The sequence below is a fragment of the Sphingopyxis sp. genome (assembly GCF_040216815.1).
Classification (GTDB): domain Bacteria; phylum Pseudomonadota; class Alphaproteobacteria; order Sphingomonadales; family Sphingomonadaceae; genus Sphingopyxis.
On sequence record NZ_JAVJOJ010000001.1, the window covers coordinates 1 to 12,393 of the forward strand.

Sequence of the window (12,393 nt, forward strand, 5' to 3'; positions counted from 1 at the left end):
CGAGAGGGGGGATTTGATCGATTTTGTCCATTGCTTCGTTGGAAAGTCTTGAAATATCGACATATCCCTTCGCCTTTCCGCCTCGCACTGAACAAAATCGCTTCAAACCTCGAGCGTGGAATTAATGGGTCCTGACCCTAGCCATTAACGATCGTGCCGCCGTTGGGATGCAACACCTGGCCGGACATATAGCTGCTGTCGTCGCACGCCAGGAACAGAAAGCAGGGTGCCACCTCATTGGGCTCGCCCGGCCGTTTCATCGGCGTCCCTTCGCCAAAGCTAGCCACCTTGTCCGCCGGGGCGCCTCCACGCGGGTTGAGCGGGGTCCAGATCGGGCCCGGCGCGACTCCATTCACGCGAATGCCCCTGTCGACCAGATTTTCGCTGAGCGACCGGGTGAAGGCCGTGATCGCACCCTTGGTGGCGCTATAGTCGAGCAGACCGGCGGAACCCTGATACATGGTAACGCTGGTGCAATTGACGATCGCGGCGCCTTTGCCGAGATGCGGCAACGCCGCCTGCACCAGATAGAACATGCCAAAGATGTTGGTGGCGAAGGTGCGCTCCAGCTGCGCGGCGCTGATGTCGCGAATGTCGGCGGCCGGATGCTGCTCGCCGGCGTTGTTGACGAGAATGTCGAGGCGGCCGAACGCCGCGATGGTTTCGGCGACGATCTTTTCGCCCGCCTTGGCCTTCCCCACATCGGCCCTGATCGCGATCGCGCGCCGCCCTTCGTCCTCGACGATCGCGACCGTCGCTTGGGCATCACGTTTATTGTCGAGATAGACGATCGCGATATCCGCCCCCTCGCGCGCGAACAGCGCGCAGACTGCGCGGCCAATGCCACTGTCGCCGCCCGTCACGATCGCGACCTTGCCCTCCAGCCTGCCCGACCCCGGATAGCGTGGCTGCCACTTGGGCGCACGATCGAGGTCGGCTTCGCGATCGGAGGGCGGCTTCTTGATGGTTTTGCCCGATCCCACTTCACGGCGCAGCTTGGTCGCGGCGCTGCGTTTCCCCTTCTTTTCCTTGTCGCTTTCGCCGACCTTGCCGGCCTTGGGTCGTTTCGCCATGTCGCTTTCCTCAGTTTGCGGGCAGGATGTCGCGCGCAAACTCGTCCTTGACGACGCGCGCAACCGCGCCGGACATCGGCACGTTGATCTTGTAGCTGCCCTCCGCATAGGGGCCGATTTCATAGGGCGCGATGGCGATGGTCAGACGGTCGAGATAGCGCCCGTCCGACGAACCGATCCAGATCGTCTGCGCCGATGCGGGCGGGCATGTGGCAAAGGGACCGTCCGCCGCTTGCTCGGCCGCGACCCCTTTCGCCGCCTTTGCGCGTTTGATCCCCGCACAGAAGGCATCGCGGATCGCGGCATCGAAGGCCGCGCTGCTTTCGAACAGGTCCAGCGGCTTCATCCGTTTGCGCCGGTTGCGATCCCAAAGCAGCGTATCGAAACTCTGCATCCCGTGTGCGCCGCCAGAATAGGTGTCGATCTCCGCCGACAGGCTGAGGAAACGGGACGTTTCGGCGACACGCTGCCACGTCTGGCGATGGCTGTGCGGGCGATAGGGATAGCCATTTTCCTCGGCCGCAGCCTTGTCGCGCTCCGCCGCGGCGACGAGCGACGAACGCACGGTCGCGCGGTCGCTGTCCAGCGCGCGGGCCAATTCAGCGATGTGGGCGGCTTCGGCCGGATAGGCGTAGACGAACTCGATCAATTCGTCGCTCTCGCGCACATTCGAGGCCACCGCATTTTTGGCCGCCTCGTCGGCTGCACCCGCCGGCGGCGCGCCGGGAACGGCGGCAGCCGCGGCCCTTTCCGCCTGCGTCGGCTTGTCTTCGGAACAGCCCGCCAGCAGGAACGCACCGGCAAGGATCGGAGCGGCATGTTGCCAATATCGATTCTTCGTCATCCAGCCATAACGCCGGGAATCGACAAAGTTTCCCGACCGGCCTAGCACCGCTGCCATGACCGACTATTCCGACCTGATCCAACCCGACAAGGGACAGGACGCCCGCGCCATTCACCTTGTCGACAAAAAGAGCCATGACGAATGGCTGAAGGGCCGCAGCGCGCGCGAACGCGCGCATCTGGCGGCCGTCGGCTTCAAGCCCGACCCCTATGTCCACGCCATTCTGCCCGGCGACGATCCCGACAAATGGTCGGTCGTCACCACGGTCGCCGATGCCGAAAAATTGTCGGCGTGGTGCCTTGCCAAGCTGGGGCAGATCCTGCCCGAAGGCCGCTACCGCGTCGACGGCCGCCAGCCGGGCAAAGCGATGTTCGGCTGGATGAGCGCGCAATATCGCTTCGACACCTATAAATCCAACGCGCCCGCAAAGGGACCGCGCGTCCTGCTGACGAGCGACGTCGCCGCGATCGCGCCGATGGTGGCCGAGGCGCGCGCGGTCGCGCTCGTCCGCGATCTCGTCAACACCCCCGCCGCCGACATGGGACCGGCGGCGATCGAAAAGGCCGCCGATCGTATCGCCAAGGCGCATGGCGCCACGTTGACCGTGACGAAGGGCGAGGCGCTCGAACAGGGTTATCCGATGATCCACGCGGTTGGACGCGCCGCGGCCAAGCATCACGCACCGCGGCTGATCGAGATCGAATGGGGCAAGGACGATCATCCGCGCGTCGCGCTCGTCGGCAAGGGGATCAGCTTCGACAGCGGCGGGCTCGACATCAAACCTGCGGCGGGAATGCGGCTGATGAAGAAGGATATGGGCGGCGGTGCGCATGTCCTTGCGCTCGCTGAACTGGTGATGGCCAGCGGACTGCCCGTGCGGCTTCACTGCCTTGTCGCCGCCGCCGAAAACGCCATTTCGGCGGATGCCTTTCGCCCCGGCGACGTGCTCAAAAGCCGCAAGGGCCTGACCGTGGAGATCGGCAACACCGATGCCGAAGGGCGGCTTGTGCTGGGCGACGCGCTGGCGAGGGCGGGCGAAGCGAAGCCCGAGCTTATTGTCGATTTCGCGACGCTGACCGGGGCCGCGCGGGTGGCGCTCGGCCCCGACCTGCCGCCGCTGTTCGCCAACGACGATGCGCTGGCCGAAGCGATGCTGGCGGGCGGGATCGAACGCGACGACCCTTTATGGCGGATGCCGCTGTGGGATGGTTATGCCGACCTCCTTGAAACCGACATCGCCGACCTCGGCAATGCGGGCAGTTCGCCCTTCGCCGGGGCCATCACCGCGGCCTTGTTCCTCAAGCGCTTTGTTCCCGACGAAACGGCCTGGGCGCATATCGACACCTTCGCCTGGCGGCCGTCCGCGAAGCCAGGGCGCCCCAAAGGCGGCGCCGCGCTGGGGCTGCGCGCCGCATGGGCGATGTTGCAGGCGCGCTACGACCGCCGCAGCAAGGCTTGATAAAGCGTCGGCGGCTGGTCTAATGGCCCGCGATCGTCCGCACCCTGCGGACCCAGGGTTTCAACGGGACGGGCTGTGACAGCAGAGAGCGGTGACAATATGACGGCAAGCCGCGTGCGCATGGGACGCCCCGGCACTGTTGGCGCGGGCCGCGACCGTTTCGGCCTGACCGGAACGTCGCAGGGTTTCGACCCGCGCGTCGTGGCGATCCGCCCCGACCTGGCCGATATTGCCGTCGCCGGCACCTATTTCGCCCCGCATTATGCCGCGCCGATGATGCGGAGCGGCGTGCTCCCTGCGGCGGCGCTGCGCGCGGCGCCGTCGCTCGACGCCGAACAGACGAGCGAACTGCTGTTCGGCGAAGGCTTTGCGTTGCTCGACCTGACCGGCGGCTGGGCGTGGGGCTATTGCCTCGCCGATCATTATGTCGGCTATCTCGCGGCCGAGGCGCTCGGCGCCCCGATCGCCCCGACGCACCGGGTCGCAATGGTCGAAGCGATGCTTCATAGCACCGCCGATGCTGCGGCCGGGGGGCCGGGCGTATTGCCGCGTGGCGCGCTCGTGATGGGCGAGCCCGAGGGCGAATGGCTTGCAACCTCGCACGGCTATCTGCCGCTCGCCGCGCTCACCGAAGTCGGCAAAGCCGCGAATGACCCGGCGGGGATTGCGGAAGATATGATCGGAACGCCCTATGTGTGGGGCGGCCGCACGGCCAAGGGAATCGACTGCTCGGGGCTCGTGCAACTCGCCTGGTCCTCGGCGGGCGTTCAATTGCCGCGCGACACCGACCTTCAGCTTGCGGCGCTGGGCCCCGACAGGGATGTCGACCCTGCCCGTCTTGCGCGCGGCGACCTCGTCTTCTTTCCGGGGCACGTCGGCATCATGGCCGACGCAGCGACGATCATACACGCGAGCCAGCACTGGATGGAGGTCCGTACCGAACCGCTTGCCGACCTGATCGAACGGTCGCGCGCCGAAGGACATGCGGTGCCCGTCAGCGGTGCCAAGCGACTGGGATAGGCGATGACGAAAAGCGTATTCATCGACGGCGCCGCAGGAACGACGGGGCTTGAAATCGCCGAACGGCTCGGCGGGCGGAGCGAATTTGCACTGATCCGGCTCGACGATGCGCGGCGCAAGGATGCCGCGGCACGGCGCGAGGCGCTGAACGACGCCGATTTCGTCATTCTCTGCCTTCCCGACGAAGCCGCGCGCGAAGCCGTGGCGATGATCGAGGGGGAGCGCACGCGTGTGATCGACGCTTCGACCGCGCACCGCGTCGCGCCGGGCTGGACCTATGGTTTTCCCGAAGTCGTGGGGCATGAGGCGGTGGCGTCCGCGCCGCGCGTGTCGAACCCCGGTTGCTATTCGACCGGCTTCATCGCGCTCGTCGCGCCGCTGGTGCAGGCCGGCTTGCTTCCCGCCGACTGGCCCTATGCCTGTCACGCCGTCAGCGGCTATTCGGGCGGAGGCAAGGCGCTGATCGAGCGTTTTGAAGAGGATCGGGACATTGCCTGGCGCGGCTATGCGCTCGCGCTGGGTCACAAGCATGTGCCCGAGATGCAGGCGCGTTGCGGCCTGTCGGTCGCGCCGCTCTTTTCGCCCGCAGTGATCCCGGCACACCGCGGAATGGTGGTCGAAGTGCCGCTGCCGCTTGGCGCCATGCCTCCCGCCGCGACGCCCGACGCGTTGCGGTCCGCGCTAGCCGACTTTTACGACGCAAGCCCGGTCGTCGTCATGGGCGACGCGCCGACGGAGGGCGAAATGCTGCTCCGCGCGTCGGACGCGGGCGACGACCGCATCCAGCTGTTCGTTTTTGCCAATGCCGACGCCAGCCAGGCGCGGCTCGTCGCGCGGCTCGACAATCTGGGCAAGGGCGCCAGCGGCGCGTGCGTCCAGAACCTCAACATCATGGCAGGATTGCCCGAAACCGCAGGATTGCGTCTGTAACGCTTTCTGTCGGGCTTGGTGAAATCTGGTCTCAGTGAACCGTGTCGAGCACGTCCTCGACCGACAGATAGGTAATCAGCCGCTCGATCTGCCGCCAGCGCGCGAAATGGACATGGTTGCCAAGCACGCGATATTGCTCGGCGCGGGCGGCCGCCGCAAAGCCTGCTTCCTCGCCGTGCAAGCTGATCAGTGCGTGGGCGTCGTCGACCGCCGCGCGGTCGGAGAGAAAGGGGGCTGGCAGGTGCATCGACTTCCTGGTCCGTAACGTGGAGGTTCGTCCTACACACCGTGCATCACCGCGCCCTTTTCAACCGTGATGAACAATGGGGTAAGGTTAATACGGGACGCCATCGGCTTAACCAAAACACCCGCCCGGCAGCTCGTTTCGCCCCTTTGCCGCCACGCCCTGCCCGTGTAGACAGGGCCTATGCGCAAGATCCTGAAATATGTCGGCCTCGCCCTTCTCCTGCTGCTGATCGTCGGCGGCGTAACCCTTTATGTCATGTCGCGGCCCGACGTGGCGCGCTTCTCGACCGCCGAGCTCAGCGGGCGGGTGCCGGTGATGGCCTCGCAGCGCACCGAAACCTTCCCGACGATCAACGTGCCCGAAGCGACGAGTTGGCCCGCCGGACAGGCGCCGCGCGCCGCCGACGGCCTGAGCGTCCAGCGCTTTGCCGAGGGGCTCGACCATCCGCGCACGATCCTGGTGCTGCCCAATGGCGATGTGTTGGCGGCCGAATCGCAGAGCCCGCCGCGCAAGGACGGCGGCGTCGAGGGCGCGGTGATGAAAAATCTGATGGGCAAGGCGGGCGCCGGACGCAAACCATCGGCGAACCGTATCACCCTCCTCCGCGACGCCGACGGCGACGGCAAGGCCGAGGTGAAGACCGCCTATATCACCGGCCTCAATTCGCCCTACGGCATGGTGCTCGTCGGTAATACGCTCTATGTCGCCAACACCGACGCGCTGCTTGCCTTTCCCTATGTCGCGGGCGAGACGAAGATGAGCGGCAAACCCACCAAGATTGTCGACCTGCCCGCCAAAGGCACCAACCGCCATTGGACCAAGAGCCTGGCCGCGGCGCCGAACGGGTGGCTCTATATCGGCGTCGGCGCCGATTCGAACATCGGCGAGGCGGGCATGAACCGCGAGTTCCGCCGCGCCAGCGTGCTCGAAGTGCGGCCCGAGAGCCAATATATCCGCACCTTCGCAGCCGGTATCCGCAACCCCGTCGGCTTGGCCTTTTATCCGGGCAGCGACCGGCTGTGGACCGTCGTGAACGAACGCGACATGCTGGGCAGCGATCTGGTCCCCGATTATCTGACCGACGTGGACGAGGGCGATTTTTACGGCTGGCCCTGGTATTATTGGGGCGGCTTCATCGATCCCCGGGTGGAGCCCGAGGCCGAGGACCGGCGCCAATATGTCAAGCGGCCCGAATATGGGCTGGGTGCCCACACGGCACCGCTGGGCTTCACATTTACCACCGGGCTCGACCTTGGCGAGCGCTGGTCGAACGGCGCGCTGATCGCCCGGCACGGATCGTGGAACCGCGAGCCGGTTGCCGGCTATGATGTCGTGTTCGTCAAGTTCGCCGCCAACGGCAAGCCGCTCGACGCGCTGCCGATCACGCTGCTCGACCGCTTCCTTGCCGCCGACGGCAAGACCACCCGCGGCCGCCCGGCCGACGTCAAGGTGGCGAAGGACGGCAGCGCGCTGATCGCCGACGATACCGGCGGGGTGATCTGGCGGGTGGCGAAAGCGGGGTAAACAACCGTCGCCTCCGCGAAGGCGGGGGCCGCCGTCGGCCTTGCGCTACCTCTCCAGCGGCACCCGCCTTCGCGGGAGCGACGCGAGATCAAACCCGCATCGGCATCAGCACATAGAGCGCCGGGCTCTTTTCGCTTTCGCGGATCAGCGTCGGGGCGTTGGCGTCGGCGAGGTGGAGTTCGACGCTGTCACCATCAACTTGCCCCAGAATGTCGCTGAGGTAGCGGGCGTTGAAGCCGATCTCCATCGCGTCGCTGTCGTAACCCGCGGCGAGTTCTTCGGCCGCGGTGCCGTTTTCGGGGCTGGTGACGCTGAGCGTGATGCGGTCCTTGTCGAGCCCGACCTTCACCGCGCGCGTCTTTTCGCTGGCGATCGTCGACACGCGGTCGACGCCCTGGAACAGACTCTTCGGGTCGACCTTCAAAAGCTTGTCGTTCGCAGTCGGAATGACGCGGCTGTAATCGGGGAAGGTGCCGTCGATCAGTTTCGAGGTGAGCACGGCGTTGCCGAGCTGGAATCGGATCTTGCTAGCCGAAAGGCTGATTTCGACATTGCCCTCGGCCTCGTCGAGCAGCTTGCGGATTTCGCCGACGCATTTGCGGGGGACGATGACGTCCGGCATCCCCGCGGCGCCGTCGGGACGCGTCACCGTGTAGCGGGCGAGCCGGTGCCCGTCGGTCGCCGCGGCCTTCAGCACCGGACCCGTCGCATCCTCTGCCACGTGGAAGAAGATGCCGTTGAGGTAATAGCGCGTTTCCTCGGTCGAGATGGCAAAACGCGTCTTGTCGATGATCTGGACCAGCTCCGCGACCGGCAGTTCGAAATTGGTGGGCAGATCACCTTCGGCAATCACTGGAAAATCGTCGCGTGGCAGGGTCGGCAGGTTGAAGTTGGAGCGGCCGGCCTTGACCTGCATCTTGCCCTCGGCAGCCGCCAGGCTGACCTCCGCCCCCTCGGGAAGCTTGCGCGCGATTTCGAACAAAGTGTGCGCCGACACCGTCGTCGTGCCGGGCGTTTCGACCTTTGCGGCGATCGTTTCGACGACCTGAAGGTCGAGGTCGGTCGCCATCAGTTTGAGCTGGCCCGTGCCATCGGCTTCGATCAGGACGTTCGACAGGATCGGGATCGTATTGCGCCGTTCGACCACCGATTGGACATGGCCGAGGCTTTTCAACAAGACTGCGCGTTCGATCGTCGCTTTCATTCTAATCCGCCATCCTGAATGCTTCGCGGGAGAAGTCCCTTGCGGGGACAGAGCATCGGCGGCGATTCGCACCCCGATTCCGGCCCCTGAAATTGTCCACCTTCCTTAACGAACGCACCGCGACGTGCAAGCCATGCTTGCAAAGCGGGCATAATCGGGCGAACGAGACGCGATGCAGCGCTGGCCCCTTTCCCTGCTGATGATGGCGACAATACCCGCCGCAGCTTTTGCCGCAGCGCCCGCCGCGCTGGGCATTTTCGACGGCTGGGGCGCCTTTCGCGATCCGGCGCGGCCGCGCTGCTACGCCATTGCCGCGCCGTCGGCGACGATCGGCACACCCCAGGTCAAAGCCTACGCCAGCGTGGGTTATTGGCCCAAATCGCGCATTCGCGGGCAATTTTATGTCCGGCTGTCGAAGGCGCGCACCGCGGGACGCGACCTGCGCCTGACGATCGGCAGCCGCCGTTTCATCCTGACCGGACAGGGCGTTCACGGCTGGGCAAGCGATGCGCGGATGGATGCCGCGATCGTCGCCGCGATGCGATCGGCCCCGAGTATGAGCGTCGAAAGCAGCGCCGCGGCAGGCGGCGCGATCGCCGACACCTATCGCCTGCGCGGCGCCGCGACGGCGATCGACGCGGCGGCGCTGGGATGCGCCCGGCTGCGCTGAGGCGCGGTGATAAAAGGGCAGTTTTCCGCCGAACTTTACTCGCGATTCCCGTTTCGGCGGCGATTTGGAGGTGGCCCGACGCCAACCAATGGCCACGGCAGCGACGGAACCCGGACCGAGTCCGGGAGGACGACGAGAAGAAAAAGCACCTTTGTGGAAAGCCCCGGAAAACTGCGCAACTTCACTCTGGAATCGCGCGCGCGTGGAATCACCGGCCCGGCTCCGACATAGCGCTGCGACGATGTTGGGCCCTTGTGTCATAACGACCGAGCCTATGACAGCGAATCCGAGTAGGACCGGCCTTTTTCTGCCACGCTACTCCCGCGCCAGCCGCGTCAATTCCCTCGCGAGAAAATCGAGCACCAGCCGCACCCGCGGGACGTGGCGAAGCCGTTCGTGGGTGAGCAGCCAGAGGCCCGTCGTGTCGTCGCTCTTGGGCGGCAGACAGCGGATGAGGTCGGGTTCGCGATCGGCGATATAGGCGGGCAGGACGCTCAGCCCCATGCCCGCGCGCACGCCCGAAAGCAGTCCCGTCGCGGTGTCATATTGCATGACCACCGCCTCCTCGAGCCCATATTGGCGCAGCCATGCGCGATAGGGTTCCCAAACCCCGCCGCCGCCGCCGATGAAGGGATGCGCGGCCAGCTGTTCGCGATTGTGCGGAACGCCGTTCCGGTCGGCATAGTCGCGGCTGCAGTAAACGGTCCACGGATTGTCGGCGATGCGCCGCCCGACAAGGCCCGCGCCCGACGGCTGTTTGCTGCTGCGGATCGCGATGTCGGCGGCGCCGGCGGCCAGGTCGCGCGGCTCGTCCGCGGTGTCGAGCTGAATATGGATGCCGGGATGTTCGGCGCGCAAATCGCGGAGGATCGGCGGCAGGATCGTCACCGCGATGATTTCCATAACGGTGACGCTGACCGTGCCGCCTGCATCGCGCGAGCGCGCACCCGCAGCCTCACCGAAGCGATCGGCCGCGTCGCGCACCGCCATCGCGCTCGCCAGCATCGCCTCCCCCACGGGCGTCAGCGCATAGCCCGCCTGCCGCCGTTCAAAGAGCGTGACACCCGTTGCGGCTTCGAGCGCGGCAATGCGGCGCGCCACGGTTGTCTGGCTGACGCGCATCGCCTGCGCGGCGGCGAGCGTGCTGCCGCTCTCCGCAACGGCCAGAAAGGCCTTGAGGTCGTTCCAATCGTACATGGCGTCTTGTGCGCCATAATCGCCGTTGCCTCATTCTGCAATTTTGCAGAATGATCGCGCAACATCGTTGCTCCCGGCGGTGCGGGCGCAGGCCTATTTTGGCCTGACCGGCTTTCTCCCCTCCTCTCCAGCCGGTCGAAGGAGACAGAAGATGACAAAGCATCTGATCCTCGCCGCGCTTGCCGCCGTAGCGGTCGGCCAGCCTGTCTGGGCGCAAGGCGCGCCCGCGAGCCCAAGCGTCGCCGTGGCGCACAGCGACCTTGATCTTCGGACTGAGGCCGGCATCAAGACGCTCGACCGCCGCATCTGGCGCGCCGTCGTCGAGGTATGCGGCGCAGCGCCCGGCTATGACCTGGCCGGCAAGAATGACGTACGCGAGTGCCGCCGCGAAACGCGCGCGTTGGCATCGGTTCAGGCCGACGTCGTGGTCGCGAACGCCACACGCGCCGAACCGATCCGGGTCAGTTCGATCCGCAAATAACCGGCGGACCGAAGTTGCACGGTCCGTCAGCGCCGGGGCCGCGATCAGGGCACGATCGCGGCCCCGGTCTTGGTTTGGGATGTGAACGGGGTTGCGGCGATTTCGGGGTGGTGAGCGAATATGGCCAACCCTCGTCATTCCCGCGAAAGCGGGAATGACGAGGGTGGGATCAGCCTACGCACGCTCTGGGTCCCCGCTTTCGCGGGATGACGAAGTAGGGGGAAGGACGACAAATTGTTTCGGCCGAGAACCCTCTTTTCCTTTCTCCACCTTCCTCCCCCAGCCGGAGCCATCGCGCCCGATTGCGCTTTCACCGCTTCGCCCCTATATCGCGGCGCATCATGCAGATTCCCGGCCATATCGACCCCGTGACGACGGGCACCGTCCCGCTGCGCGGGGGCAATCGTATCGACCTGGTCGGGCTCAGCCGCGATGCGATCGGCGGCGTGCTGGTCGAGGCCGGAATGGACGCCAAGGCCGCGAAGCTGCGCGCGAAGCAGATCTGGCACTGGATCTATCACCGCGGCGTCACCGATTTCGAAGCGATGACCGACATTGCCAAGGCGATGCGCCCGTGGCTGACCGACCGCTTCGTCATCGGCCGCCCGACGGTGCGGGAGGCGCAGGTGTCGAGCGACGGGACGCGCAAATGGCTGCTCGCCGCCGCCGACGGGCAGGAATATGAAATGGTCTTCATCCCCGACGCCGATCGGGGGACCCTGTGCGTGTCGAGCCAGGTCGGCTGCACCCTGAACTGCCGTTTCTGCCACACCGGCACGATGCGCCTCGTGCGCAACCTGGGCGCGGGCGAGATCGTCGGGCAGGTGCTGCTCGCGCGCGACGCGCTCGGCGAATGGCCCAAAGGGACGATGGCCGGTTTTGGCGCCGACCCGGAAGACGATGACGCCGACGACGATGCCGCCGGCCATTATACCGCCGACGGCCGGATGCTCACCAACATCGTGATGATGGGCATGGGCGAGCCGCTCTATAATTTCGACGAGGTCAAGGGCGCGCTCAAGATCGTGATGGACGGCGACGGGCTGGCGCTTTCAAAGCGGCGCATCACGCTGTCGACGAGCGGTGTCGTGCCGATGATGGCGCGCGCGGGCGAGGAGATCGGCGTCAATCTCGCGGTGTCGCTCCACGCCGTGACCAAGGAAATCCGCGACGAGATCGTGCCCTTGAACCGCAAATATGGGATCGAGGAACTGCTCCAGGCGTGCGCCGATTATCCGGGCGCGAACAATGCGCGGCGCATCACCTTTGAATATGTGATGCTGAAGGACAAGAATGACCGCGACGAGGATGCGCGCGAGCTGGTGCGGCTGATCAAGCACTATAATCTGCCCGCGAAGGTCAATCTGATCCCCTTCAACCCCTGGCCGGGCGCACCCTATGAATGTTCGACGCCCGAGCGTGTGCGTGCGTTCAGCAACCTCATCTTCAAGGCGGGCATTTCGGCGCCGATCCGTACCCCGCGCGGGCGCGACATCATGGCCGCGTGCGGGCAATTGAAGAGCGCCGCGACCAAGCCGACGCGCGCCGAACTCGACCGGATCGCCGAGGAAAAGCAGGCCGCGCTGGGATAGCCCCATATCCCGCCGTCATTCCGGCCATGGCCGGAATCTCGACGGTGGCTCGTGCCGCAACGGCGTGATCGTGCCGGGAGTCACGGGCCTTCCGACACCCTTCGCCGGGATGACGAGACCCCAAATACGCCCAGCTTTTCCGCCGGTTTTCC

At 65.9% G+C, this 12,393-nt stretch carries 12 protein-coding genes; 7 read left to right on the plus strand and 5 right to left on the minus strand.

Going from position 1 to position 12,393, the window contains the following annotated elements; genetic code table 11:
• Positions 1-137 precede the first annotated feature (137 nt).
• Together RIA72_RS00005 and RIA72_RS00010 are read right to left on the minus strand one after the other, a co-directional pair.
• Positions 138-1,073: an SDR family oxidoreductase gene (locus RIA72_RS00005; protein ID WP_350030303.1), complete on the minus strand. Its 936-nt coding sequence runs from the start codon at positions 1,071-1,073 to the stop codon at positions 138-140.
• A 10-nt stretch (positions 1,074-1,083) separates the two neighbouring features.
• Complete coding sequence (locus RIA72_RS00010; RefSeq protein WP_350030304.1) at positions 1,084-1,917, minus strand: DUF3298 and DUF4163 domain-containing protein; 834 nt, start codon at positions 1,915-1,917, stop codon at positions 1,084-1,086.
• A 55-nt stretch (positions 1,918-1,972) separates the two neighbouring features.
• Between RIA72_RS00010 and RIA72_RS00015 the strand changes: the two genes are divergently transcribed.
• The 3 genes from RIA72_RS00015 (at position 1,973) to argC (ending at position 5,326) form a co-directional block, all read left to right on the plus strand.
• Positions 1,973-3,376, plus strand: a complete 1,404-nt coding sequence (locus RIA72_RS00015) for a leucyl aminopeptidase family protein (protein WP_350030305.1) — start codon at positions 1,973-1,975, stop codon at positions 3,374-3,376.
• A 99-nt stretch (positions 3,377-3,475) separates the two neighbouring features.
• A complete protein-coding gene (locus RIA72_RS00020; protein WP_350030306.1) occupies positions 3,476-4,396 on the plus strand; it encodes a C40 family peptidase in 921 nt (306 codons plus the stop codon).
• A gap of 3 nt (positions 4,397-4,399) precedes the next feature.
• Positions 4,400-5,326 carry an N-acetyl-gamma-glutamyl-phosphate reductase gene (gene argC, locus RIA72_RS00025; RefSeq protein ID WP_350030307.1) on the plus strand — a complete coding sequence of 309 codons (927 nt, stop codon included), beginning with the start codon at positions 4,400-4,402 and terminating at the stop codon, positions 5,324-5,326.
• Between the two features lie 31 nt (positions 5,327-5,357).
• Here the strand turns inward: argC and RIA72_RS00030 are convergent, their stop codons facing one another.
• A complete protein-coding gene (locus RIA72_RS00030) occupies positions 5,358-5,573 on the minus strand; it encodes a hypothetical protein (RefSeq protein WP_350030308.1) in 216 nt (71 codons plus the stop codon).
• Positions 5,574-5,753: 180 nt separating this feature from the next.
• On the opposite strand from RIA72_RS00030, the gene RIA72_RS00035 reads away from it, so the two are divergent.
• Positions 5,754-7,097: a PQQ-dependent sugar dehydrogenase gene (locus tag RIA72_RS00035; RefSeq protein WP_350030309.1), complete on the plus strand. Its 1,344-nt coding sequence runs from the start codon at positions 5,754-5,756 to the stop codon at positions 7,095-7,097.
• 88 nt (positions 7,098-7,185) lie between these two features.
• Here the strand turns inward: RIA72_RS00035 and dnaN are convergent, their stop codons facing one another.
• Entirely contained in the window at positions 7,186-8,301 is a 1,116-nt protein-coding gene (gene dnaN / locus RIA72_RS00040) for a DNA polymerase III subunit beta (protein ID WP_350030310.1), read from the minus strand.
• Between the two features lie 172 nt (positions 8,302-8,473).
• On the opposite strand from dnaN, the gene RIA72_RS00045 reads away from it, so the two are divergent.
• On the plus strand, positions 8,474-8,971 hold the full coding sequence (locus RIA72_RS00045) for a hypothetical protein (protein WP_350030311.1): 498 nt from the start codon (positions 8,474-8,476) through the stop codon (positions 8,969-8,971).
• A gap of 315 nt (positions 8,972-9,286) precedes the next feature.
• On the opposite strand, the gene RIA72_RS00050 is transcribed toward RIA72_RS00045, so the two are convergent.
• The gene (locus RIA72_RS00050; RefSeq protein WP_350030312.1) at positions 9,287-10,168 is read right to left on the minus strand and encodes a LysR family transcriptional regulator; all 882 of its coding nucleotides are present in this window, start codon (positions 10,166-10,168) and stop codon (positions 9,287-9,289) included.
• A gap of 151 nt (positions 10,169-10,319) precedes the next feature.
• Between RIA72_RS00050 and RIA72_RS00055 the strand changes: the two genes are divergently transcribed.
• Positions 10,320-10,649, plus strand: coding sequence for a UrcA family protein (locus RIA72_RS00055; protein WP_350030313.1), 330 nt, complete (start codon positions 10,320-10,322; stop codon positions 10,647-10,649).
• A 341-nt stretch (positions 10,650-10,990) separates the two neighbouring features.
• Complete coding sequence (gene rlmN, locus RIA72_RS00060; RefSeq protein WP_350030314.1) at positions 10,991-12,241, plus strand: 23S rRNA (adenine(2503)-C(2))-methyltransferase RlmN; 1,251 nt, start codon at positions 10,991-10,993, stop codon at positions 12,239-12,241.
• Positions 12,242-12,393 lie beyond the last annotated feature (152 nt).

Bases quoted from the DNA above. Each gene is read 5' to 3' on its own strand.
- RIA72_RS00030 (WP_350030308.1), bottom strand. From the start codon at position 5,573: ATGCACCTGCCAGCCCCCTTTCTCTCCGACCGCGCGGCGGTCGACGAC.
- RIA72_RS00015 (WP_350030305.1), top strand. From the start codon at position 1,973: ATGACCGACTATTCCGACCTGATCCAACCCGACAAGGGACAGGACGCC.
- RIA72_RS00005 (WP_350030303.1), bottom strand. From the start codon at position 1,073: ATGGCGAAACGACCCAAGGCCGGCAAGGTCGGCGAAAGCGACAAGGAA.
- argC (WP_350030307.1), top strand. From the start codon at position 4,400: ATGACGAAAAGCGTATTCATCGACGGCGCCGCAGGAACGACGGGGCTT.
- RIA72_RS00010 (WP_350030304.1), bottom strand. From the start codon at position 1,917: ATGACGAAGAATCGATATTGGCAACATGCCGCTCCGATCCTTGCCGGT.
- RIA72_RS00035 (WP_350030309.1), top strand. From the start codon at position 5,754: ATGCGCAAGATCCTGAAATATGTCGGCCTCGCCCTTCTCCTGCTGCTG.
- rlmN (WP_350030314.1), top strand. From the start codon at position 10,991: ATGCAGATTCCCGGCCATATCGACCCCGTGACGACGGGCACCGTCCCG.
- RIA72_RS00050 (WP_350030312.1), bottom strand. From the start codon at position 10,168: ATGTACGATTGGAACGACCTCAAGGCCTTTCTGGCCGTTGCGGAGAGC.
- RIA72_RS00045 (WP_350030311.1), top strand. From the start codon at position 8,474: ATGCAGCGCTGGCCCCTTTCCCTGCTGATGATGGCGACAATACCCGCC.
- RIA72_RS00020 (WP_350030306.1), top strand. From the start codon at position 3,476: ATGACGGCAAGCCGCGTGCGCATGGGACGCCCCGGCACTGTTGGCGCG.
- dnaN (WP_350030310.1), bottom strand. From the start codon at position 8,301: ATGAAAGCGACGATCGAACGCGCAGTCTTGTTGAAAAGCCTCGGCCAT.
- RIA72_RS00055 (WP_350030313.1), top strand. From the start codon at position 10,320: ATGACAAAGCATCTGATCCTCGCCGCGCTTGCCGCCGTAGCGGTCGGC.